Genomic DNA, 22,771 nt, shown 5'->3' on the forward strand with positions numbered 1-22,771 from the left:
CGCCCGATCGACCGACCACGTCCGCCGGCCGAGACTTTCCACGCCTCCCGGCCGGCATCCACGCACCCCACACCTCCTCACCGGAGGGGCCAGCCCGGCCGCCCTGATTCCCCGCCAACGTTCCGCCCGGGAATGCCCTCGGGTGACGGGACGCGACGAAGAACGCGATACCCCCACTTCGCCTTATCGGAGCAGAGCCAGCCGAACCTCCCCGGATGGGGAATGGTCTCCCAACGCGGTATAAGCTGCCGCCCATCGCCGCCCGGGCTGGCGCTGACGGGGGCGAGCCGGTCACCCCTCGATCGTCCGTTGGCGCCCAGGTAACCGTCGGCACGTAACGAACCTCAGGGATGGGGCACGATCATGGCACTGCGTATCAGCGTCGACCTCGATGGGCTACGGTGGGCCGATCTGTTCCGCTTCGTCGATCTCGCCCGCAGCGGCGGCATCAGCGCGGAGGACCAGGTTGACGTCATCACCTACGGCAGTGACCCGATGTCGGTCAGCCTGTCGGCCCGCATCTACCCGGCATCCGAGGGGTTCCTCTCCACGGAGCAGCCGGACACCTCCGGCGACAGCATGCGCGGCGCCCCGCTCTCGATCAGCCCCGGGGCCGGCAGTCCCAACGGCTCGGGGTTCGCCTACGACGGTCCCACCGACCGCGCGGCCTCGGCCAACGGTGCCCACTACCCGGCGTTCGACAACGCCGCGGACCGTGCGGTCCCGCAGAGCAGCAACGGCCTGCCGTCCTCCTACGGACCCGGGTACGACGGACCCGCCGAGCGGGGCGCTCAGGCGGCGGGGGGTGGGCACTATCCCGCGTTCGACGGCCAGCCCGACCGCATGCCGCCGGGTGCCGGCGGGCAGTTCGCGGGTTTCGAGCCGTTCGACCGGTCCGCGCCGGGCAAGGAGCCCGGAGGTGCCCCCGGGCAGGTCGAAAGTCCCTACATCGAGGAGTTCGCCAGGCTTCAGGAGGGTCTGATGCGGCAGGTCCGCCGCACGGACGAGGTCCGGCCGGACCGGTCCTGATCTGCGATCAGCGCCTCCCCGCGGCCACGCCGTCCGGACTCCGGCTCGGCATGACCATGCGGCCCGTCCCGGCGAACCCACTTCCCGCCCTCACCGCACGTAAGGGAGAGGGAACCATCAGCGGCGTCTGGCATCGCGAGTCAGAAACGGAACGTGAGTCAGCGGTGACGGTGAACCCGAACGGGCTACACCCTTCGTGCCCGCTGGCCCGCTATGGTGCATGCTGCCGGTGATGGAGGATCCGCGCCTTGCTGACGTCGAGCAGTATCACGGGCGACTGCGCTCGGAGCTCGACGTCATCGCCCGTGGGCCGGTCCTGGTCGGCCCGAAGATCGTCGAGCATATTCACTCGCTGATCACCCTCATCGACCTTCATCAGCCGAATGAGTTCGACCTCTGCCTGAGCTGCGACCGTCTCTGGCCCTGCGCGTCGATCATCGCGATCACCGGCATGTCGCCGGGCGCCGCACCGGACAGCCGGGCGGTTGACGAGGCCAGGATGTTCCCNCCGGCTCNCCCCGCGNCCAGNCCGCCCGCNCCGCAGTCNCCCCCGCCACCACAGTCNCCCCCGCCACCACAGTCACCGGTCAGGCCGCCTGTCCCGGTTCCTGGACAGTTCCCCGAGCCGATGCCCGGGGCGGCTGCCCACCTGCCCATGGGGTCCCCGGCAGACTCCGACCACCCGCCGTCCGGCGGATACTCCGACCGTTCGGGCTACCCGCCCCCGGCTGCCCATCCCGCCCAGCGGGGTGCTCCGCGGCCAACCGGTGCCCGGCCACGACTGCCCGGCGGGCGGCAACATGCTCCCAACGGATACTCCTCGGACCGGTATCCGACGGGCGGGTACCCCACGGACCGGGACCGGTCCGCCGCGGACGGCTACCCGCCGGCCGTAAACCCGTCGGTGGCCCGGGACGATGTCGTCGTGCCGTCNTCCCGGCCCGCTCCCTCGATCTCCGGTCCGGTCGAGATGGCCACGGCCAGGGTCGAGACGCCGCGCTCGATGACCGGCACCGGAACCGGGCCAGGCGGCCCGTCGGACCCCGGTCCCGCGCTGCCGGGGCCCGGACGCCACCAGGGCCGGCCATCACCCCAGCCGGGGCCGACGCCGCCGGAATCCACCCGGTCGGGATCCATGCAGCCGGGATCCACACACCGCGGACAGCCCGACCGCGGACGGCCGGGCCCGGCCGAGTCCCCGGGACGCCCCGCGGGGAACGGGGCGAGAGCCTGGGCAGACCGTCCCCGAGCACCGCAGCGGCGCGCGGAACCGGGTGGGCAGCCGACGAGGGACCAGCCCGGCCCACGGCCCATCGGCCGTCCCGACCACCCCGGGCCGGCCTTCGATCGGAACCCGACCCCGCCCGACGGGCGCGCCCCGGACGGAACCGGTGGTGTACCGCATGGCTCCGGTAGCCGGTACGCGCAACCTGGGATCGACCCGCCGAACTCGTCACACCCCGGTCGGGCTGCCATGCCGCGAACAGCCGCGCGAGCGGATGCGGATGCGGACATGGTGCCGTCCCCCCGCAGCGATCTGTCGGCGGCGGCGGCCCGCATCGACCAGACCGCGGTCGACGAGGTCACGCGGGCCTGGATGGCTCGCCGCGAGTCGGTGCTGGACGGCATCGACGTCATCTGACGCCATCCCCGACGTGGTCNCCCNCCCGGCCGNCCCAGNGGGGCNGGCCGNCCCGCCCCGCTGGGACGGCCTGCCACCCCGGCCCGGCACCCCGGCGAGGGAAGCGCCGATGCCGTCCTCGGCGCGTCGCGTCGCCCGGACGTCCCGGTCGCGGTATCCAGATGCGTCGCGTGGCCGTTGCCCGGCTCGACGACCACAGAGGGTCAGGTTTGGGGGGGCGGTCATGGTGGCAGTAACGCGACGCGGCAGACCCCCGCACCGGAACGACGACCGTGACTGACANCCCCCCGGAAGGTGAGGCGTGGCCGAAGCTCTCAGCGCACGCTTCGNCCTGCCCGCCGATCCCCGCGCCGCCAGCCGAGCCCGCCGGCTGGTCACCGAGCTGCTCGCCGCTTGGGGCCGCCCGGAGACCGTCGAGGTCGCGCAGCTACTCGTCAGTGAGGTCGTGACGAACGCGGTGCGCTTCGTCGGCGCCCGCGCCGCCCTGTGCCTCACACTGTCCCTGCGCGACGACCGGATCCGCATCGCGGTCGACGACGGAAGCTCGCTGTGGCCGGTGCTGAAGCCCGCCCACGACGACGACGAGTCGGGCCGGGGCCTGCAGCTGGTCGCCGCGCTGGCAATGCAGTGGGGTGTCGTCGAGGTACCGGACACCCGGGGGTCAGGCAAGCAGGTCTGGTTCGACCTGCCACGCCAACAGGATCCGATCGAGGCGGTCTGCGGCTCCTGACCAGGGCCGCCGACCGATTCCTCCCGAAGCGTCGTCGCGCGACTTCCGGTGGCCAGGTTGGCAATGAGACTGCTTCAGCTGCTGTTCAGCCAAGCCGCATACCGTCAAGCCGCGTACCGTGACGTACGTCTCCTCTGCATCACGACCGTGATCGCGCCTGTCGATCCTACGGGGGTAGTCATCGAGACTCCGGTCCTGCTCGGCGCTGTCAGCGCCGAGAGCGCCGCCGCGCCCGCGCCCCCGCTTCCACCGCCGGTGGTGCTGACCCGGCAGCTACTACGACGCCCCGGTGCCCACCCGGACGACAACTCCGACGACGTGGCTGCAACGACACCGAGCTCTACAACGAAACCGAGCTCTACAACGACACCGAGGGGCGAGCTCGTCGCATCCCCGGCCGGTGACGTCCACGTCTTCGCCGAACCGCTCGCGCTCCGTCTCGGACCGGTTCGATCGTCCCGGTCCCGGCGGCGCAACGTCCTGCTCGCCGGCGTGCTCGCCGTGCCCCTCACCATCCTGGCCGTGCGCTTCCGCGGCGACATGGCCTCACGGCTGGCCGGCGTTCCCACGCCCCGCTGGCACTGGCTCGTCATCTGCGCGCTCTCCTCGGTCCTGTTCTACTTCGCCAACGGCCTGTCCACGCGGGCGGCCAGCGGCCTGCGGATCGAGCTACGCACCGTGACCGGCCTGCAGGTCGCGGCAGCGGCGGCGAACCGGATCGTGCCCGCGGGTCTCGGGGCCATCGCGATCCATCTGCGTTTCCTGGAACGGCGCGGGATGACGCGTCCCGCGGCCCTGGCGGCCATCACGTCGATCAAGGTGGCCGGCGGGGTGGCGCACCTCGGGGGCATCGTCCTGGTCGCCGGCACCCTCAGCGACTCGGGCATCGGGGNTGCCGTGGCCAACCCGCTGCGGTCCACTGTCCAGGGGCTCGGGCCGGGGCCGTTCGTGCTCGGCTGTGGGGCGGTCTGCGCGCTCGTGACGGGCACCGTGGCCCATCCACGGATCCGGTCGAAGGCCCGGCCGGCGGTGCGGGCCTTCGACACCCATCTGAAGATCCTCGCCCGTTCCCCGTGCCGGGCTCTGCTGCTGCTGCTGTCCCAAACAGGGACACGCTTCTTCCAGATCCTCGCGCTCGCCTGCACGGTCTGGGCATTCGGCACCAGCATGACGTTGCTGTCCGTTGCCGCGGTCTACCTCATCGGCTCGATGGTAGCCGGCGCGGCGCCGACAGCCGGCGGCATCGGCGCGATCGAACCGGCACTGGCCTTCGGGCTCGCGGCCGCGGGCGGTACGGCGGCGTCCATGTTCACCGCGGTCCTCGTCTACCGCCTGATCAGCTTCTGGCTGCCGGTGCTGCCGGGGATCCTCATGCTGGCCTGGCTGCGCCGCACCGGCGACCTGTAGGCGGGGGCAGGGAGTCGGCGCGACCGGCCCGGGAGCGGCCCAGGCGGGCGGGCGGGCCGCTCACCCGCGCCGGGACGACCGGCGACGACGGCGATGACGGATCCCACCCACCAGGAGCAGCACACCTCCACCCACGAGAACGACCCGCTCCCAGCGCACCACCCGGACCACGGTGGCGCCGCCAGAGGGGCCGGGCNCCGCCCTGCCGTCCAGCGCNCCCCCGGTCAGCGTGCCCGCANCCCCCCGCCGGTCCACGCCATCGGCTCCGACGCCGGCTTCCAGTTCGGGAAGCGCCGGCCCCGGGCCGATCCCGAGGGCCGGACCGTACCTGTGGCGCAGTTCGGCGGTCTTCACCCGCAGCTGCATCTGGGCCCGCTCGGCGACGCGGCGCGGGCTGACGATCTCCGTGATGGAATCGATCGTCTCCGCCAGTTCGGCGCGGGTCTCTTCGATCTGTTGCTGGATCACGGCCGGGTCCTGCGGCACCGATGTCGCCCTCTCGTCCGTTGCGAATGGCGGACGCGCTCCCGCGGCTGGCGTCGATCGGCGTCGATGGACGCCACGGACATCTCCGTCGGGTGCGACCGGCCTGCAACGATCGTGCCAGACACANCNCCGCCCGGCGAGACNAAACCGCCAGTGGCGCGACACGTCACGCGGGCGCCCTGACGCGCGGCGTCTCGCCCCGTCCGGTCCCGGTCTCCGTACCGCGCAGCTGGCGCCGCAGACACCGCGCAGCTGGCGCCGCAGGCGGAAGCAACCGCACACCGGAATCCGTCCGGCGGGACATTACGCTGAACGCTGTGCGCGACGGCCAGCGGTGCTCTGGCCCGGGTGGGAGTCGCCCCGGGCGACTCCCACCGTCAGCACCTGCCGCAGTCAGGCGGACACGTTTTCCGTGGCCCCGATCCGTCCTGCCCGGCCCTGCCCTGGAGCGTCATGTCCCCAGTCCACCATCCTCGTCACGACACGGGTTCCCGTCACGACGCCGGTTCCCCGCCTGGACAGTTCCCCCCGTCGCGCTCCCGGCGGCGCCGTCCGGCGCTGGCCGGAACCATTGCCACGGTCCTGGTCGCTTCCTCGATGGCGCTGCTCACCGCCTGCGCCGGCTCGGGAACCGACACCGGAGTGAAGATCGTCGATGTGGGCAACGGCGGCGACGGCAGCCTGCACGGCACCGTCCCGGCCAGGCGGCTGGCCAAGCCGGCCCTCAACCTCACCGACGCCGACNGCCGTCCCTTCGACCTGCGCACACGCACGCAGGGGAAGATCACTATGCTGTTCTTCGGCTACACCCACTGTCCGGACGTCTGCCCGACCACGATGGCGGACCTCGCGTCGGCACTCGGCGAGGTGAAACCGGACGTGCGTGACCAGGTGACGGTCGTCTTCGTGACGACCGACCCTGATCGGGATACGGGGGCGGTCCTCAGCCGTTGGCTTAAACAGTTCAACGCAACCTTCATCGGCGTCCGCGGCCCGTTCGACCGGATCCGTACCGAGGCCGAGGCCTTGGGCGTTCCCCTGGAGAAACCGGAGGTCCAGGCCGACGGCTCCGTTCTGGTCACCCATGGCGCCCAGGTCATCGTCTTCTCTCGGGATGACAGGATCCGCGCGCTGTACCTGGCGGGGACCAGCGTCCAGGAATACATCGACGACCTGCCCAAACTGACCGCCGAGCGGTCCGGATCAGAAGAAGCACGGTCTTGAATCCGATCACCTACAGCCTTGTCACCCCCATGCAGCCGGCCAGTCGCGCCGTCTCCACAGTGTTGCGCCTCGGCCTCGGCGTGGTCTGGCTGGTCGCCGGGCTGTTGAAGGTCAACGACCCGGACGGGATGNTGCGCTCCGTGCGGGCGTTCCGCATCCTGCCCGATGCCCTCGTGCAGCCGATCGCGTACGGCGTCCCGTTCCTGGAGATCGCCTTGGGGATGCTGCTCGTCGTGGGGCTCGCCGTGCGGCTGTCCGCCGTCGTGTCCGCGGTGATGTTCGCCGTCTACATCGCAGCGATCGCGTCGGCCGCCACCCGGGGGCTGCGGATCGACTGCGGCTGCTTCTCCTCTGGGGGTGATCTCACTGCCGACGCCCCGACGCACTACACCTCCGAGCTGATCCGCGACAGCCTGCTGCTCGCCGCCGCCGGGCTGCTGGCCTGGCGGCCGAGCGGCTACCTGGCGGTGGACCGTCTCCTCGACCAACCAGTGAACGATCTTTCCGGGAGTACCGCTGATGGCTGCGAAGTCGAAGAAGGCACCGTTGACGACCGGCGGTAGGGCCCCTGGCGGCGGCGCAAGGCCCGACGCGACCCCCCCGGCAAGTGGAGGCAAGACGGTCAGCGGACAGGAGCGACGGGCCAAAGCCGCGGCGGCGCGGGCCGCGGCGGCAGCGCGGGAACGGCGACGGCGGCGCGGCATCATCACCGGCGTGGTGCTGGCCGTTCTCGTCCTGGTCGGCGTGATTGGCTTCGCCGTCCAGAACTCCCGCGAGGAGTCGAAGCCGGTGGTCCTGCCAGCGAGCGCCACCGGCACCGATCACGGCATCGTCGTCGGCAAGGCGTCCGCGCCGGTCACCGTCGACCTGTACGAGGATTTCCAGTGCCCCATCTGCGGGACGCTGGAGAAGACAACCGGGCCGACCATCGGCAAGCTCCTTGACGACGGCAAAATCAAGATCGATTACCATATGATGTCGTTCATCGGGCCGGAGTCGAAGCGGGCAGCGAACGCGGCGGCGGCAGCCGCCAACGAGGGCAGGTTCCGGCAGTTGCACGATGTGCTGTACGCGAACCAGCCCGAGGAGCGCACCGGCGGCTTCACCAACGACACGCTCATCACGCTCGGAGCGAAAGCGGGGCTGACCTCGCAGGCGTACCGGAAAGCGGTCAACGAGGGGACCTACGACGGGTACGTCGCCAAGGTTGACGAGGACGCATCGAAGGCCGGCGTCACCGGCACGCCGACCGTCTTCGTCAACGGCAAGCGGCTGTCCGGGGAGCAGCTCACCCCGGAGGGCTTCCGCGCGGCGGTCGACGCGGCAGCCTGACCGGGCTCCTGAGCAGGGCAGCCTGAGCAGATGGGGGACCTGGGCACGGTCCACGGTGCACAGACCGTGCCCAGGTCCCCCGAACCTCGCCACGTTGGGGATCTGTCCGCCGGGGGTTTGCCGTCCCGCGCGGGCCACGGCTACTTTTCGGGCCATGACTGAGACCGCCAACGCCGCCCGTCTGGTCCCCGGCGACATCGCACCCGACTTCACCCTGCCCGACTCCGAGGGGAACGAGGTGTCCCTGGCGTCCTACCGGGGACGGCGGGTCGTCGTCTACTTCTATCCGGCCGCGTCGACCCCGGGGTGCACGAAGCAGGCCTGCGACTTCCGGGACAGCCTCGCCCAGCTCGACAACGCCGGCATCGACGTGCTCGGGATCTCTCCCGACAAGCCCGCCAAGCTGGTGAAGTTCCGCGACGCGGAAGCCCTGACGTTCCCGCTGCTTTCCGACCCGGAGCGGAAGGTGCTCGCCGCGTACGGCGCCTTCGGCGAGAAGACAATGTACGGGAAGAAGACCATCGGCGTGATCCGCTCGACGTTCGTGATCGGCACGGACGGCACGATCGAGGTGGCGCAGTACAACGTCCGCGCGACCGGTCATGTCGCCAAGCTGCTGCGCGATCTGGGCCTCGCAGCCGCCTGACCGGGACCGTCCCTGAGGCGCCTGGCCGACCCATCCCGCAGGCTTCGTCGGCCGCTTCGTTGACGGCTTCGTCAGCTCGCCGGCCGCAGATCCCAGCCCAGCAGCACGTTCTCCGGACGGTGCGGATCGACCAGCACGGGGATACGACGCGGGCGGCCCGACGAAGCCGTCGCCGCCTCGCTCAGGTCGACGTCCGGGTCGGGAAGGACCGTGCTGCGCACCACCGGATACACGTTGCCCCACGCGCCGGGGCGTTCGATGAGCAGATGAACCTCGGCGACCGGCCTGCCGTTCACCCGCAGGCCCGTGTCACGGACCGCGCAGACGGCCGCGGTCGTCGCCCGACCGGTGTCGATGAGCTTCAACGCCCGGTTCCGTTCGAGGAGGGCACGCTGGGCGGCGTGGCGGGGGCCGGGGCCGACCAGCCGTTGGGCCTCGTTCCCGGTCTCGTTCCCGGCCCTGACGTTGGCCTCGGCCCTGATCTTGGCCCTGATCTTGGCCGGCGGGCTCTCGACCTGTGCCGGTGCCTCGCCGGTGGGCGGAACATCGGCGGGGGCGGAGCGCGGGACCTCGGTGAGGGTCATATGAATCGTCTCCCAGTCGTCCTGGCCAAACCGGCGCGAAACAACCCTGCCGCCGGTCGGATAGCCGTGCGAGTCAGGCTGACGACAACGGCCCTCTCACGGTTGTCGTCCCGACGACCGCGGGACGAGCCTCGGCGACCGGCGGCGTGAGCCCTCTGGACTGTCGATATCTGTCCGCCCTGGCGTCCACCAAACCCGGCCGATACCGGTAAACCTCGTGAATGGCTCACTACGAAGGTTCGTGGCCGGACTGGGGCAGCCTCCATGGCTACCCGCGGCTGCCCACGGTCGTCCACGGCTGCCCACGGTCGTCCACGGCTGCCCACTGTTGTCCGCGGCTGTCCACTGTTGTCCGCGGTTGTCCGCGGTCCTGGTGAGGATGCGGGGCATAACCCGGCGGGAGGCGGAGCGCCCCCCAGGTGAGGCGATCGCTACTCTGGAGGTGACGCGGGAGTGGCGGAATGGCAGACGCAGCAGACTTAGGATCTGCCGCCTTCGGGCGTGGGGGTTCAAGTCCCCCCTCCCGCACCCGTTGAACGGCAGCGTTCTCGCAGGTCAGATGCTCGCCCACCGTTCCTCCTCTGATCGTTTGGGCCCGTTTGGTCACAGATTGGTCACGACCGGGCCGTGACCGAAGTGGACGGACGAGGAGTCCGCGGGCCGGTGGCCGGGCAGTCTGACGCAGGCGCACCCGGTTCCGCATCGTCATCACCCAGGCCATCGGAGTCGTCCGAGTCGGTCGCGTCGCCACCGCCGTCGGGCCGGTCCGCCTGGTCCTCGTCGGCCTGCCCGCCAGTGCCGAGGATGAGCCCGGCGACGACTTCCGCGGCATCGGAGTGCATGCCGGGCAGAACGTGGCTGTAGATCTCCAGGTGATCGTGATGCTGGCGTGCCCCAGCCGCTCGGAGACGACCTTGGGATGCACGTTGCTCGCGAGCGCGAGGGTTGCCCAGGTGTGCCGCAGGTTGTGCAGCCGGATGACCGGCAGGCCGAGGCGCCTCACCCGCCGGAGGAACGCGCGGGAGTTCCGTTCCGGGTGCATGGCCCGGCCGTCCCAGTGGGTGAAGACAAGATCGGCCTCTGGCTCCCTGCCGAGCAACGCCAGCTCCTTCAGCTTGCTCTCGCGCAGGTCACGCAGCGCCGTTACGGTGGCCGTGTCCAGGGCGATGACCCGCGTGCCGCGTACGGTCTTCGGGTCGCTGAACACCGGCACCCGGCCGGTGTCAGACGTGGTGACGTTGACGAGCGTCCGGCGGATCGAGATGCGCCCCGCGTCCAGATCCACCGCCGACCAGGCGAGCCCCAGCGCCTCACCTCGCCGCACGCCGGTGGTGGCGAGGTGAGGCGCTGGGCGTAGGTCGGTTCGTCGCGGGTGGCGTCGAGGAAGGTCCGGAGTTCGGCGTTCGTCCAGGTGCGGATCTTCGTGTGCCGCTCGGCCTGGGCCTTCCGCCGCGGCGGCTTGGTCCGGTCCGCCGGGTTGCGTGGGATCAGGTCCCATTCGACTGCCGTCTTCAGCGCATCCCGAAGGATCGTGTGGATGTAGAGCACGGTCCGCGGCGACAGTCCGTGCCCCCGGGCATGGTCAGCCCGGCCAGCCCGGAGCAACTCGGCCTAGAGGGCTTGCAGGGTAGCCGTGTCAAGGAGCTGGAGCCGCACCCCGCCGAGCCGGGACAGGACATGCAGCCGCAGGTTCCGCCGGCATGACGCCAGGGTCGACGGCCGCAGCTCACCTTCCACTGCCGGGAGCCAGCGCGTCTCGATGAACTCCCGAACGGTCAGCCGGGACGGCTCGACGTACGTGCCGGCCGCGAGCTTGCCGAGAAACCCCGTCAGCGCCGCCTGTGCCGCCTTCTTGGTCGCGAACCCACGCCGTCTCGCCTGCCGACGCGGCCCACCCGCTGCGGTGATGTCGACGACGAAGAACCACCTGCCGGAAGCGTCCTTCCGGACGCTGCCCTGACGGCCGGCACTCACGAGGCCGCCCGGTGATCTCGCCCTCGAGGGCGGACTCCAGCACGACCTTCGTCAGCTGCTGGAGCAGGCCACCCTCGCCGGACAGCCGCACCCCCTGCTCACGGGCCTGGGTCACCAGCTGCGCGACCAACGCGGGATCGATCCCCGCTGGCGCAGCCTTCGCCTTCGACGCGCGGGGCCGTCCAGCGGCCGACTCCTCCAGGGACACCACAGCAGTGTCCGCTGCGTCTGTGGTGATCGTCATCAGGTGTCACTCCTTGATCGGGGTTACACCGTTGTTCTTACACACCCCGGGTGTCAGCCCGTTCGGCTGTCCGGTACGCGCCTGGGTTGTGACGATCCGTGGCTACTGTGGCAGGCTGTGCGGCTATGGGCACGAGGGTCCCGGCGTCAGGCGGCGGCGCGGTGCAGGGTGCGGCAAGGTCGCCATCGTCGGGGGTGGATTTCTTCGTCTCCTACACCGGGGCCGATCAGGGATGGGCGGAGTGGATCGCCTGGGTGTTGGAGGACGCCGGCTACCGGGTGCGGATCCAGACCTGGGACTTCAACGCGGGTAGTCATTTCGTCACCGAGATGCATCAGGCGGCACAGGTCGCGGCCCGCACGATCGCGGTGCTGTCGACGGCGTACCTGTCCTCGGCGTTCGCGGAGGCGGAGTGGCAGGCCGCCTGGGCCGCCGACCCGTCCGGGCGGGCGCGCAAGCTGCTGGTGTTCCGAGTGGAGGAATGTGATCGGCCGGGGCTGCTGGGTCAGCTGGTCAGCGTGGACCTGTTCGGCCTCGACCGGGACATCGCGGCCGGGCGGCTGGTGGCCGCGGCACGTGGGGAGCGGAGTAAGCCGGCGGTGGAGCCGGTCTTTCCCGGCGGGCCCNCCCNACCNATGGTCACCGCGACGGGGATGGAGCCGACGTTCCCCGGGCGGCTGCCCGATGTGTGGAACGTGCCGAGTCGCAACCGGCATTTCACCGGCCGCCAGTCCCAGCTCGACCAGATCCGCACCGAGCTGGGGTCGGGGCCGGTGGCGGTGACCACCCTGCACGGCATGGGCGGGGTGGGCAAGACCCAGTTGGCCGTCGAGTACGCCCATCGGCACGCCGCCGAGTACACATTGGTCTGGTGGATCGACGCGGAACAGACCCTCCTGGTCGGCGAGAAGTTCGCCGCGCTCGCGGGCCCGCTGGGTCTGTCGACCGATGGAGCGGTATCCGACATCGCGGCCATCGTGCTCGCAGCCCTAGGCCGTCGGGTGGGGTGGCTGGTGGTGTTCGACAACGCCGAGGATCCCGTCGCCTTGCGGGACTGGCTGCCAAGCGGACCGGGCCATGTGCTGATCACGTCCCGGAATCCGGGCTGGGAGGCACTCGCCGCCGCGGTCGACGTGGACGTGTTTGAACGGGCTGAGGCGGTGGCGTTCCTGACCCGCCGTCTTCCCGGCCTGAACGCGGCGGTAGCCGACGCGCTGGCTGCCGAGTTGGGTGACCTGCCTCTGGCGTTGGCGCAGGCCGCCGGCTACCTCACCACGACCCGGACGGATCCGGCCAGTTACCTTGCGAAGTTCCGTACCCGGCGTACGACGCTGCTGGGCAAAGGGGGCGATCCCCTCTATGCCGGCACCATCGCCACCGCTTGGTCCATGGCTCTGGAACGGCTGCGGGCCGACGCCCCGGCCACCGTGCAGCTGCTGACGCTGTGCGCGCTGCTGGCTCCCGAACCGATCCCGTTGGCCCTGTTCGATGACCATCCCGATCTTCTCGACGGCCCGTTGGCGCAGGCGTGCGCCGGTACCCATCCCCGGCTCGACCTCGACGATGTGGTCGGTGACGCGCTGGCCTACTCCCTGGCCCGCCGGAGCGGGAACACGATTCAGCTGCACCGCCTCGTCGGGGCAGTCATCGCCGGTCAGCTGCCCGAGGAACGTCGCGACGTCCTGCGCGGCGTGGTGGTGGCCCTGGTGGAGGCCGCACTGCCGGATGAACCCCACCGGTCCGGGACGTGGCCTGTCTACGCCATGCTGGTCCCCCACGCACGTATCGTGTTCCGTCCGGACCGTCCCGGCGTCCTGAAACTGCTCGAGTATCTCGACGCCAGTGGTGACTACCGGACGGCGAAGATCGTGCAGGAGGACGTCCACAACGACACCGTGGCACGGCTGGGCGCCGAGCATCCCGCGGCTCTGCGTACGCGTGCCGCCGTCGCCAACTGGACCGGGGAGGCGGGGGATCCGGGAGGCGCGCGCGACATGCTCGCGGCGTTGCTGCCCGTCTGCGACCGAGCCCTGGGCGCCGACGACCGGCAGACCCTGCTGGTCGCGGCCCGTCTCGCGGACTGGACCGGGCAGGCCGGCGACTGGCCCGGCGCGCGCGACCTGTGCCTGTCCATCCTGCCCCGGTGGCGACGCGTCGCGGGTGAGGATGATCCGGAGACCCTGTATGTCTGGGCGAATCTCGGGTTCTGGACCGGGCAGGCCGGCGACGTGGCGGGCGCGTGCGCTCACTACGCCGCGTTTCTGCCGATCAGGGAACGGGNGCTGGGACCGGAACACCCGGATGTTCTCGAATCCCGTGACCAGTACGCCCGTTGGATCGGGGAGGCCGGGGATCCCGCGGCCGCGCGCGACCTGTGCTCGGCGCTGCTCACCGTCCATGAGCGGGTGTCCGGCGCGGAGCATCACGGCACGCTGTGGGTCCGCACCAACCTCGCCTGGTGGACCGGCAAGGCGGGTGACCCGGCCGCCGCCCGCGACCAGTACGCACAGTTACTGCCGATCCGTGAGCGGGTCTCGGGTCCCGAGCATCCCGCGACCTTGGTCGCCCGGGGTAACTTCGCCTACTGGGTGGGTCAGGCGGGAGACCCCGCGATGGCCCGTGACCAGTACGCCGCCCTGCTCCTGATCCACCGGCGGGTCCTCNGCCCCNACCATCCGGACACGTTGCTCGACCAGCGCAACCTCGCCCACTGGACCGGGGAGGCGGGGGATCCCGCGGGNGCCCGAGACCAGTTTGCCGCGGTACTGGCGCTGTTCGAACGGGCGTTGGGACCCGAGCACCGCGAGACCGTGGCCGCCCGCACCGAGCTCGCCGTCTGGACGGCCGCCGCACCCGACTGGGCTGCCCCGCCACCCGGATCCGCGACCGCCGGAAGGCCGTAGCCAAGCCCGACGGTCAGGGCTGTCGCGGCCACAAGCGCAGCCGAACGGGACCATGTGAGACGAGATTTCACTCCGCGCCATCCTCGATTCCGCATTGTCGGTCCGACGCCGTATCGAACCGCGAAGAGACCNCGCCCGGCGGAGTCGACAGCATACGGCTGGACGTAGACCATGCAAGTCTCCTGAATCATCAGAGCAACAGGGCGCCGACCTTGCCTACATCCCGCCGGAGTGCGGTGCAGCGGCCAGCCGTCAAGGGATTTCCATTCACAGGTCGGTGAACACGAGTCGTCTCGAATTTGAACCACGAGTCGATGGAAGAAATCAGGCTGTGGCCCGCCGGCCGCGAATCGCTAGGCCGGCCGGGAGACCATGCCCGTCATCCACCAGATCCAGCCTTGAAGGAATACCATCGGGTACCGTTCATGACGTCCATATCGTCTTTGGTCGACAGAATCTGCTGTACATCGGCCTCCTGCCGTCAAGGTCCGGATGGCCCGTCCCGGACTACACAAGGCGGCCGATCTCAGGCCGCATCGATGTGGCCGGGCTCTCAGGCCACCATTAGAGTGATCTCCCGGATACGGTGACAGTACGTCGCGAAGCGACAGCGCCCCGCCATGTCCCTGTCGCAACACCCTGAGGAGGAGATCCATGTTCGGTCTGACGGTGCGGTTCGAGGTACGCCCGGACACGGCGGACGCGTTCGACGCGTTGGTGGCCGAGACGGTGCCGCTGATCGCCGCCCACGAACCCGGGACCTTGATCTACACTACCCATCGGGTGGTCGGCGACGACAATGCCCGGCTCTTCTACGAGCTCTACCGCGACCGCGAGGCGTTCGAGGATCATGAGAACCAGCCGCACATCCACCATTTCGTCGCCGAGCGGCAGGATCTGCTCACCGGTCCCCCGCGTATCGAGTTCATCACACTGACCTCGGGCACCGGGCTTCCTACGATGACAGGCGCCTGAGGACCCGGCNCCTGCCGGTCCGTTCTTCACCCGCCCTGGGCTGGAGCGGCCGATGCCACTTGGCCCAGCCCAGCCGGGCAGGAAACCCGCGTCGGCGGACCGTCCGCCGACCAGGCCAGGAGGGTGACGCATGAAAATCGGTTTCATCGGACTTGGCGGAATGGGCAGCGCCATGGCGCGCAATCTGATCGACGCCGGCCACACCGTACTGGCCTGGAACCGCTCACCGGATCCCGTCACCGAGCTGGCCGCCGCCGGTGCGGTGCCCGCCAGCATCTCCGAGGCGTTCGCCACCGGAATCGTCCTCAGCATGTTGGCGGACGACCAGGCCGTCACCGACCGCCTGCTCGATCCGCGGGTACTGACCGCCGCGCCGGCCGGAGCACTGCATGTGAATATGGCCACCGTCAGCACCGCGCTGGCGATCCAGGCCCGGCGTGAGCACGCCGAGCACGGGCTGCGCTACCTCGCGGCTCCCGTCTTCGGCCGGACCGACGCCGCCCGCGCCGGCAACCTCACCATCGTGACCAGCGGCGATCCGGACACGATCGCCGAGGTTCAGCCCCTGTTCGACGTCCTCGGCCGGCGAACCTGGACGGTCGGCGATGCGCCGGAGCACGCCAACCTGGTGAAGATCCTGGGTAACTATCTGATCGCCTGCAGCATCGAGGCGATGGCGGAGGCGAGCGCCGTCATCGAGGCCGGCGGGATGAACCCGGCCACGTTCATCGAAGTGCTCACCGACAACCTGTTTACCGGCCCGGTCTTCACCGGCTATGGCCGCATGATCGGAAACCGGGACTACGAGCCCGTCAACTTCCGTCTCCCGCTCGGGTTGAAGGACGTCCAGCTCGCGCTGGCCTCAGGGCTGGAACGGAACGTTCCGCTGCCCTTCGGCGGCGTGCTGCGGGACGCCTTCGTCGACGCGCTGGCGCATGGCCAGACCGACCAGGACTGGGCCGCGGTGACCGAGACGGCCCGCCGGCGCGCCGGGCTCGCCTGATCCACGGCGCCGGGCCGCCACCGCACCGGCGCTGCACCGTACCGACCTCAACGACCGTACCGAGCACAGCACGGACGGGATGTGCCCGGCCGGAGGAACGCCACCCTGGCCGGTCAGTCCCCACTGGGCATCGCTACGGCTGGCGGCTGTCGTCGTGGTGCTTCTCTGGCTCCGCCGGCACCGGGCCGGACTGCGTGGCCCGGTGATGCTGTCCGGTGTCGGCGGACAGCAGGCCGGACATGGATGCTCCGGTAAGAGCGGGCGGCGGGAAACCCGCGCCACGGCGGACCGCGGAACCATACCAGCGGTCGTCGTCGAAACCGCTCTCGTCGTCGCTGCCGTCCGGACCGTCCCCGCCGGCGTAGTCCCAGCTCGACGACCAGTTGTCCGACGAGGACTCGACGGAGGCATCGGATGCGTCCGAACGCGCCCAGTCGAACTCACCACGACCGAACACGAACGAGCCATCCATCGGACGATTCTCCGGTATCGAGCGGTGCACGGACGCCGACGCCGACGCCGGGCCGACGACACGCGGGATCACAAGCCAGGCAGTGATGTTGACCCCCACGACAACGAGGATAATGACAATCGGAACCAGATAGCCNTACTCGGGCGGCAGCATGACGGCAAGCGCCGTCAACCCTCCCACCAGGAGGGCGACGCCCGTGGAGATCGCCGCGAGGAGCCGGGCCATGGACATGTTCCTATCGCCGTACGGCCAGCGATGCCCCCGATCGACGTCAACCCGACAAGGCAGAGGACAGTTTGGTGCCGTGTATCCCGCTTACACCGTCCGTCCTCACGCCATGGGACGATCTTGAGTGCTCGAAGAGCCACCCGACCGCGACCCTCCGTGCGTGGTCACGTGCTGACGTCCCCTGATCTCCCTGGATGACTGCACGGCCGGACGATGGCAAGACCACCGCGTGACGTCATCGTAGAAGCGCGGGGAGACGTCGGGAACCACGTTGCGTCGACACCCCGGGGACGGCCTGGAGGCGGCCTGGAGGCGGCCTGGAGGCGGCCTGGAGACATCGAGGATGCGACTGGGGTGCCTCGAATCGGGGACGGATGGGAACGACCCGGACACCTCAGCCGCGTCCTCAACATACCTGTTCGATAGCTAGTAGTCACTGATCGATTACAGGCAGTTCTAGCCTACACTCCGTTTGGCGTGCCTGTACCCGTATGGCATACCCACCCGGGCACGGCTCCTCGTGGACGATCGACAGACGGACCACGCATTTCCCGCGATACATCGATGAAAGATCGCGTTCCGGACCAGGCGAAGGTCATCGGATGATCCAGCAGACCGGGACGATCCCCGGATGTCGAGCCGGCCACACCTCGGCCCCTCGCGGCACGCGGACGCCTTCACCTGGGTAAACAACGAGGTATGACGCACAGCGATGCGCCCAGCTCAGCGAGGCGAGATGGTCCTATGTCGGACGCGCGAGGACTGTCCGGGACCGGACAATGGTTCCGTGACAACAGCCACAGGGTGAGCATCGGGTTTCCGGCTTAGTCTGATCGCTCATGAGCGGCGCGCCGATCNGGGTGTTCGACAGCGGGGTGGGCGGTCTGACTGTGGCGCGCGCCATTTTGGACCAGCTTCCGCATGAGCCCCTGATGTATCTCGGGGACACCGCTCGGGCACCCTACGGTCCGCGGCGGATCGCCGAGGTGCGTCGCTACGCCCTCGATGCCCTCGACCGGCTCGTGGACGAGGGCGTGAAGCTGCTGGTCATCGCCTGCAACACGGCAAGTGCCGCCTGTCTGCGCGACGCCCGGGAGCGTTACGACATACCAGTCATCGAAGTGATCATGCCGGCGACCCGCCGAGCGGCCGCGGCGACCCGCAGCGGGCGGGTAGGCGTCATCGGCACGCTGGCGACGATTGCCAGCCGCGCCTACGACGACGCGTTCACCGCCGCCGCGGGCGTGGAGTTGACCGGTGCGGCCTGCCCGGCGTTCGTGGACTTCGTTGAGCGGGGTATCACCTGCGGGCGGCAGTTGCTCGGTCTGACCGAGGCGTACCTCGCACCATTGCAGGAAGCCAACGTGGACACGGTGATACTCGGATGTACACATTACCCACTGCTGACGGGGGTCATCGGCCTCGTGATGGGAGAGGGCGTCACTCTGGTGAGTAGTGCCGAGGAGACGGCCAAGGACACCTACCGGGTACTTGTCCGGCATGGACTCTTCCGTGATCCGGACCTTCCGCCGCCCACCCACCGGTTCCTCACCACGGGTGATCCAACCTTGTTCAGCCGGGTGGGACGCAGGTTCCTCGGCCCCGAACTCGTCGGCGTCGCGGCGGTGGCCCCGCCCGTTCCTGCCGCGCGGGCCACAGTCACGCCTCCAGCCGCATGGGCCGCCCGAACCGGGGCGGACCAGGAACCCTCCTCCCAGCAGAGCCCGGTGGTGCCACGGTGAAACTGACGATCCTCGGCTGTTCAGGCACGTATCCCGGCCCGACGTCGGCCTGTTCGTCCTACCTCGTCGAGTCGGACGACGGGTTCCGGCTCGTCCTCGACGNGGGCAACGGGTCCATGGGCGAACTGCAACGGCACTGCGACCTGCGTGAGATCGACGCGGTGCTGCTCAGCCACCTGCACGGCGACCACTGCCTGGACCTGGTGGCCAACTCCTACGCGCGGCGGTACCACCCGGAGGGCATGCCGCCCAAGCTCCCGGTCTACGGCCCGATCAACACCCAGGAACGGCTGTGCGGAGCGTTCGAGAAATGGCCGGACGACAGCCTGGCCGACATCTACGACTTCCGGACCATCGGCGCCGGCCGCCTGCACATNGGGCCGTTCCGGATCGATCTCACCCGGGTGGCCCATCCGGTGGAGGCCTACGGCATCCGCCTCACCGCCGACGATCGGGTACTGACCTACTCGGGCGACACCGGGGCGTGTGACCGGCTGGTCCGCCTCGCTACCGACAGCGATCTCTTCCTCTGCGAGGCGTCGTTCCTCGATGAGGAGGACAACCCCCCTGACCTGCATCTGACCGGCCGGGAGGCCGGCGAGCACGCCCGGCGAGCCGGCGTGGGTCAGCTCGTGCTCACGCATCTTGTCCCGTGGGGGAACGCCGCCCGTTCCGAGGAGGAGGCGGCTGGCGTCTACGACGGCCCGCTGACCCTCGCGAGCCCCGGCACCGTCTATGAACTCTGAGAGCTCTGGGAGCTCTGACGGACCGCACCTCCGCACCTCGGCGCGCGGCCGGGTCACCCTGGGCCGATAGTGTCGCGACGTGATACGAGCGGATGGCAGGAGACCGGACGAACTCCGGCAGGTGACGATCCTGCGGGGATGGCAGGAGCACGCGGAGGGATCCGCGCTGATCAGTGCGGGCCGGACCAGGGTGCTGTGCGCGGCCTCGGTGACCACGGGGGTCCCGCGCTGGCGCAAGGGCAGCGGCCTGGGCTGGGTGACCGCCGAGTACTCCATGCTTCCACGGGCCACCGACACCCGTAACGATCGCGAGTCCGTGCGCGGCCGCATCTCCGGGCGGACCCATGAGATCTCCCGACTGATTGGCCGCAGCCTGCGTGCCTGCATCGACCTGAAGGCCCTCGGCGAGAACACCATTGCGATCGACTGCGACGTGCTGCTCGCCGACGGCGGCACGCGCACCGCCGCGATCACCGGCGCCTACGTCGCGCTGGTCGACGCCGCCCGCTGGCTCGGCCGGCCCGATGCGATCATCACGAGCGTCAGTGCGGTCAGCGTCGGCGTGGTCAAGGGTGAGGCGATGCTCGACCTGGCCTACAGCGAGGATTCCACCGCGGACACCGACATGAACGTGGTGTGCACCGGGGCGGACGGTTTCGTCGAGGTCCAGGGCACCGCCGAGGGCACCCCGTTCGACCGGACGATGCTCGACAGCCTGCTCGACCTCGCAGTGCGTGGATGCGCTCAGCTCACCGCGATCCAGACCGAGGCGTTGCGCGGCCCGGTCCCGGCGGGGCCTCCCCGCCCGGGAGGTGCTCGATGAGCGCCGAACACCACGGATCGGCCCGGACGACGAAGGTGGTCCTCGCCAGTCGCAACGAGGCGAAGCTCGCGGAGCTGCGCCGCATCCTGGCGGCCAGCGGCCTGGCCGTGGAGCTGGTGGGCCTGCCGCCAGGCGAGGAGGTGCCCGAGACCGGGACGACCTTCGCCGAGAACGCTCTGATCAAGGCGCGGGCGGCGGTCGCGGAGACCGGGCTGCCCGCGGTCGCCGACGACTCCGGGCTCGCCGTCGACGAGCTGGCCGGGATGCCGGGGGTGCGCTCGGCTCGATGGTCGGGCTGGCGCGACGGCACCCGGGTCGAACGGGACACCGCCAACAACACCCTGCTGCTCGCGCAGCTTGACGACGTCCCGGCCGACCGGCGCGGCGCCGCCTTCGTCTGCGCGGCGGCCCTGGTCACCCCGGACGGCGTCGAACAGGTCGCCCACGGCGAGCTACGTGGCACCCTGCTGACCGAACCTCGCGGCGTGGGCGGCTTCGGCTACGACCCACTGTTCCTGGCCGACGGTCAGACCCGGACGAACGCCGAACTGTCCGCGGCGGAGAAGGATGCGATCAGCCACCGCGGCCGAGCCTTCGGCGAACTGGCCCTGGTCCTCGGCGAGGTCCTCGCCNCCCCGCATTGCGGCGAAGCCGCCAACCACCCCCGACGGCTCCCCCAGGAAGCTCGCCGAAGGCGAGCTGACGGAAACCCCGAACGGCGCCCAAGGCCAGGGGTCCCCGCATTGCGGCGAAGCCGCCATGCGGGGCTAGGCCCACAGCTGCCCTTCCAGGGCGGCTTCGGCTTCTTCGAGGGTGCCGGCGTAGGCGCCGGTGGACAGATACTTCCAGCCACCGTCACAGACGATCAGGACTATATCGGCCGACTTGCCCTCCTTGACCGCCCGCTCGGCCTGCGCAAGCGCCGCGTGCAGGATGGCCCCGGTGGAGATCCCGGCGAAGATGCCCTCCTCCTGCACCAGCTCGCGGGTACGGCGCAGCGCCTCCCGCGGACCGACCGAGTATCGCGAGGTGAGCACCGACGGGTCGTACAGTTCGGGAACGAACCCCTCGTCGATGTTGCGCAGCCCGTACACCAGCTCGCCGTAGCGCGGTTCGGCCGCGACGATCGAGATGTCCGGCACCCGTTCCTTGAGGTAACGACCGGTTCCCATGAGGGTTCCGGTCGTGCCGAGGCCCGCCACGAAGTGCGTGATTTCGGGCAGGTCCTCGAGAATCTCCGGCCCGGTCGTCTCATAGTGCGCCTGGGCGTTCGCCGGATTGCCGTACTGGTAGAGCATCACCCAGTCGGGATTCTCAGCGGCCAGCCGCTTCGCGACGGCGACCGCCTCATTCGATCCGCCGGCGGCGGGCGAGAACCTGATCTCGGCGCCCCACATCTGCAGGAGCTGACGGCGCTCGATCGAGGTGTTCTCCGGCATCACACAGATCAGCCGGTAGCCCCGCTGACGGCAGGCCATGGCCAGCGAGATCCCGGTATTACCGGACGTCGGTTCGAGCACGGTCGCGCCCGGAGTGAGCAGACCGCGCTTCTCGCCGTCGGCGATCATCCACAGCGCCGCCCGGTCCTTGATCGAACCGGTCGGGTTGTCCTGTTCCAGCTTCGCCCACAGCCGGGCATCCGGCGACGGCGACAGTCGCGGAAGCCCGACCAGCGGGGTCCGGCCGACGGAGTCGGCCAGGGAGGAGAAGCGCATGAGTCGGGACCCGTCGCTCGCGTCAGTGCCGCCCGGGCGACATGCCAGGCGACAGCACGGCCAGCCCCTCGCTGCCCAGAACTTCGGCGCTGCCCGGAACTTCGGCGCTGCCCGGAACTTCGGCGCTGCCCGGAAACTCCCCGACGTCGACGGAGCCGCCGGCGACGGCGGGAAGGATGGTGACCTCGTCGCCGTCGCTGAGCTTGGCGTCGAGACCGCCGAGGAAACGAACGTCCTCGTCGTTGACGTAGATGTTGACAAAGCGGTGCAGCTCGGAACCGTTGTCACCGGTCACCAGCCGGCCCCGCAGCCCGGCGTACCGGGAGTCGAGATCGAGGAAGAGCGCGGCGACCGTGTCGCCCGTGCCCTCGACCAGCTTCGAACCTCCCGTGTAGGTACGCAGGATCGTCGGCACACGGACCTGGACTGCCATGGTGCTCCTTTCGCGGGTGCCACCGGCCGGGCTCGGCGGTGGCGCCGCCCGGATGGGCGGGGNGTCACGTCAGCGGGTTCTACCTCAGGCGGACAAGCGGACGAGTCGTGGGTGCCAAGGCTCCGCAGTCATCATCTTCCCGGACCGTGTCCACCATCTTCCCGGACCATGTCCCTTCCCGGACCATGTCCGTCGCCGCGTCATCGTCCGTCGCCGCGTCATCTGCAACACCAGGTCGTCTCAGACGATTTCCACCGGCTCCTCGGTGACCACGCCATCGACGATCCGGTAGGACCGGAACTCGGTCACGTCCGGCTCCCGGGTGGAGGCCAGTACGTAGTGCGCGCCCGGCTCGGCCGCGAGGGACACGTCGGTTCTGGACGGGTACGCCTCGGTTGCGGTGTGCGAGTGGTAGATGATGACGGGCTCCTCG

At 70.1% G+C, this 22,771-nt stretch carries 21 protein-coding genes, 1 tRNA gene and 2 pseudogenes; 16 read left to right on the forward strand and 8 right to left on the reverse strand.

Annotated elements, in window-relative coordinates; genetic code table 11:
- The first annotated feature begins 363 nt into the window (after nt 1-363).
- The 4 genes from CED_RS00420 (at nt 364) to CED_RS00435 (ending at nt 4,808) form a co-directional block, all read left to right on the forward strand.
- Nucleotides 364-1,029 (forward strand): hypothetical protein, encoded by a 666-nt coding sequence (locus tag CED_RS00420; protein WP_011435372.1) that lies wholly within the window; start codon nt 364-366, stop codon nt 1,027-1,029.
- 1,513 nt (nt 1,030-2,542) lie between these two features.
- Complete coding sequence (locus CED_RS25710; RefSeq protein WP_023841030.1) at nt 2,543-2,671, forward strand: hypothetical protein; 129 nt, start codon at nt 2,543-2,545, stop codon at nt 2,669-2,671.
- Nucleotides 2,672-2,972: 301 nt separating this feature from the next.
- Nucleotides 2,973-3,401, forward strand: coding sequence for an ATP-binding protein (locus tag CED_RS00430; RefSeq protein WP_035908104.1), 429 nt, complete (start codon nt 2,973-2,975; stop codon nt 3,399-3,401).
- A gap of 63 nt (nt 3,402-3,464) precedes the next feature.
- A complete protein-coding gene (locus CED_RS00435) occupies nt 3,465-4,808 on the forward strand; it encodes a YbhN family protein (protein ID WP_035908106.1) in 1,344 nt (447 codons plus the stop codon).
- A 60-nt stretch (nt 4,809-4,868) separates the two neighbouring features.
- Here the strand turns inward: CED_RS00435 and CED_RS00440 are convergent, their stop codons facing one another.
- Nucleotides 4,869-5,294: a DUF3618 domain-containing protein gene (locus CED_RS00440; RefSeq protein ID WP_035730926.1), complete on the reverse strand. Its 426-nt coding sequence runs from the start codon at nt 5,292-5,294 to the stop codon at nt 4,869-4,871.
- A 453-nt stretch (nt 5,295-5,747) separates the two neighbouring features.
- On the opposite strand from CED_RS00440, the gene CED_RS00445 reads away from it, so the two are divergent.
- The 4 genes from CED_RS00445 to bcp all read left to right on the forward strand — a co-directional run bounded on the left by CED_RS00445 (nt 5,748) and on the right by bcp (nt 8,496).
- The gene (locus CED_RS00445; RefSeq protein ID WP_035908108.1) at nt 5,748-6,518 is read left to right on the forward strand and encodes an SCO family protein; all 771 of its coding nucleotides are present in this window, start codon (nt 5,748-5,750) and stop codon (nt 6,516-6,518) included.
- Nucleotides 6,515-7,081, forward strand: a complete 567-nt coding sequence (locus CED_RS00450) for a MauE/DoxX family redox-associated membrane protein (RefSeq protein ID WP_035908110.1) — start codon at nt 6,515-6,517, stop codon at nt 7,079-7,081. Before CED_RS00445 ends, CED_RS00450 begins: the two co-directional genes overlap by 4 nt.
- Nucleotides 7,038-7,850: a thioredoxin domain-containing protein gene (locus CED_RS00455; protein WP_011435365.1), complete on the forward strand. Its 813-nt coding sequence runs from the start codon at nt 7,038-7,040 to the stop codon at nt 7,848-7,850. Before CED_RS00450 ends, CED_RS00455 begins: the two co-directional genes overlap by 44 nt.
- A 154-nt stretch (nt 7,851-8,004) precedes the next feature.
- Nucleotides 8,005-8,496 carry a thioredoxin-dependent thiol peroxidase gene (gene bcp, locus CED_RS00460; protein WP_011435364.1) on the forward strand — a complete coding sequence of 164 codons (492 nt, stop codon included), beginning with the start codon at nt 8,005-8,007 and terminating at the stop codon, nt 8,494-8,496.
- 71 nt (nt 8,497-8,567) lie between these two features.
- On the opposite strand, the gene CED_RS00465 is transcribed toward bcp, so the two are convergent.
- Nucleotides 8,568-9,080, reverse strand: coding sequence for a hypothetical protein (locus tag CED_RS00465; protein WP_011435363.1), 513 nt, complete (start codon nt 9,078-9,080; stop codon nt 8,568-8,570).
- A 447-nt stretch (nt 9,081-9,527) separates the two neighbouring features.
- Between CED_RS00465 and CED_RS00470 the strand changes: the two genes are divergently transcribed.
- Nucleotides 9,528-9,608: transfer RNA gene (locus CED_RS00470), tRNA-Leu, on the forward strand.
- A gap of 355 nt (nt 9,609-9,963) precedes the next feature.
- Here CED_RS00470 and CED_RS25930 read toward each other — a convergent pair.
- Together CED_RS25930 and CED_RS00485 are read right to left on the reverse strand one after the other, a co-directional pair.
- Nucleotides 9,964-10,578: pseudogene (locus tag CED_RS25930) on the reverse strand (site-specific integrase); the annotation flags it as partial.
- A gap of 113 nt (nt 10,579-10,691) precedes the next feature.
- Entirely contained in the window at nt 10,692-11,054 is a 363-nt protein-coding gene (locus tag CED_RS00485) for an Arm DNA-binding domain-containing protein (RefSeq protein WP_011435330.1), read from the reverse strand.
- Between the two features lie 369 nt (nt 11,055-11,423).
- On the opposite strand from CED_RS00485, the gene fxsT reads away from it, so the two are divergent.
- From fxsT to CED_RS00500, 3 genes are all read left to right on the forward strand, one after another.
- Nucleotides 11,424-14,201, forward strand: coding sequence for an FxSxx-COOH system tetratricopeptide repeat protein (gene fxsT, locus CED_RS21250; protein ID WP_084680647.1), 2,778 nt, complete (start codon nt 11,424-11,426; stop codon nt 14,199-14,201).
- 654 nt (nt 14,202-14,855) lie between these two features.
- Nucleotides 14,856-15,176: a putative quinol monooxygenase gene (locus tag CED_RS00495; protein WP_011435328.1), complete on the forward strand. Its 321-nt coding sequence runs from the start codon at nt 14,856-14,858 to the stop codon at nt 15,174-15,176.
- A gap of 130 nt (nt 15,177-15,306) precedes the next feature.
- Nucleotides 15,307-16,179, forward strand: a complete 873-nt coding sequence (locus CED_RS00500; RefSeq protein WP_011435327.1) for an NAD(P)-dependent oxidoreductase — start codon at nt 15,307-15,309, stop codon at nt 16,177-16,179.
- 133 nt (nt 16,180-16,312) lie between these two features.
- Here the strand turns inward: CED_RS00500 and CED_RS24560 are convergent, their stop codons facing one another.
- Nucleotides 16,313-16,876 carry a hypothetical protein gene (locus CED_RS24560; protein ID WP_235186828.1) on the reverse strand — a complete coding sequence of 188 codons (564 nt, stop codon included), beginning with the start codon at nt 16,874-16,876 and terminating at the stop codon, nt 16,313-16,315.
- A gap of 842 nt (nt 16,877-17,718) precedes the next feature.
- Between CED_RS24560 and murI the strand changes: the two genes are divergently transcribed.
- The 4 genes and pseudogenes from murI to rdgB form a co-directional block, all read left to right on the forward strand.
- On the forward strand, nt 17,719-18,621 hold the full coding sequence (gene murI, locus CED_RS00510) for a glutamate racemase (protein WP_035908121.1): 903 nt from the start codon (nt 17,719-17,721) through the stop codon (nt 18,619-18,621).
- On the forward strand, nt 18,618-19,367 hold the full coding sequence (locus tag CED_RS00515) for an MBL fold metallo-hydrolase (RefSeq protein ID WP_035908123.1): 750 nt from the start codon (nt 18,618-18,620) through the stop codon (nt 19,365-19,367). The genes murI and CED_RS00515 overlap by 4 nt, the downstream gene beginning before the upstream one ends.
- 79 nt (nt 19,368-19,446) lie before the next feature.
- Nucleotides 19,447-20,190: a ribonuclease PH gene (gene rph, locus CED_RS00520; protein WP_011435323.1), complete on the forward strand. Its 744-nt coding sequence runs from the start codon at nt 19,447-19,449 to the stop codon at nt 20,188-20,190.
- Nucleotides 20,187-20,819 (forward strand): annotated as a pseudogene (gene rdgB, locus CED_RS21980) (RdgB/HAM1 family non-canonical purine NTP pyrophosphatase); the annotation flags it as partial. The gene rph and the pseudogene rdgB, both read left to right, overlap by 4 nt.
- Nucleotides 20,820-20,957: 138 nt before the next feature.
- Here rdgB and CED_RS00530 read toward each other — a convergent pair.
- The 3 genes from CED_RS00530 to CED_RS24915 form a co-directional block, all read right to left on the reverse strand.
- Nucleotides 20,958-21,905 (reverse strand): PLP-dependent cysteine synthase family protein, encoded by a 948-nt coding sequence (locus CED_RS00530; protein WP_011435321.1) that lies wholly within the window; start codon nt 21,903-21,905, stop codon nt 20,958-20,960.
- Nucleotides 21,906-21,927: 22 nt separating this feature from the next.
- The gene (locus tag CED_RS00535) at nt 21,928-22,338 is read right to left on the reverse strand and encodes a MoaD/ThiS family protein (protein ID WP_035908127.1); all 411 of its coding nucleotides are present in this window, start codon (nt 22,336-22,338) and stop codon (nt 21,928-21,930) included.
- Nucleotides 22,339-22,578: 240 nt separating this feature from the next.
- On the reverse strand, nt 22,579-22,771 hold a 193-nt coding region (locus CED_RS24915; RefSeq protein ID WP_235186829.1), incomplete at its 5' end, for a Mov34/MPN/PAD-1 family protein.

This window comes from Frankia sp. CeD, from assembly GCF_000732115.1.
In the GTDB taxonomy this organism is placed as follows: Bacteria; Actinomycetota; Actinomycetes; order Frankiales; family Frankiaceae; genus Frankia; species Frankia casuarinae.

Coding starts and splice junctions, on each gene's coding strand:
- CED_RS00420 (WP_011435372.1), top strand. CDS start 364: ATGGCACTGCGTATCAGCGTCGACCTCGATGGGCTACGGTGGGCCGAT.
- CED_RS25710 (WP_023841030.1), top strand. CDS start 2,543: ATGGTGCCGTCCCCCCGCAGCGATCTGTCGGCGGCGGCGGCCCGCATC.
- CED_RS00455 (WP_011435365.1), top strand. CDS start 7,038: ATGGCTGCGAAGTCGAAGAAGGCACCGTTGACGACCGGCGGTAGGGCC.
- bcp (WP_011435364.1), top strand. CDS start 8,005: ATGACTGAGACCGCCAACGCCGCCCGTCTGGTCCCCGGCGACATCGCA.
- CED_RS00465 (WP_011435363.1), bottom strand. CDS start 9,080: ATGACCCTCACCGAGGTCCCGCGCTCCGCCCCCGCCGATGTTCCGCCC.
- CED_RS00495 (WP_011435328.1), top strand. CDS start 14,856: ATGTTCGGTCTGACGGTGCGGTTCGAGGTACGCCCGGACACGGCGGAC.
- CED_RS00500 (WP_011435327.1), top strand. CDS start 15,307: ATGAAAATCGGTTTCATCGGACTTGGCGGAATGGGCAGCGCCATGGCG.
- CED_RS00530 (WP_011435321.1), bottom strand. CDS start 21,905: ATGCGCTTCTCCTCCCTGGCCGACTCCGTCGGCCGGACCCCGCTGGTC.
- CED_RS00535 (WP_035908127.1), bottom strand. CDS start 22,338: ATGGCAGTCCAGGTCCGTGTGCCGACGATCCTGCGTACCTACACGGGA.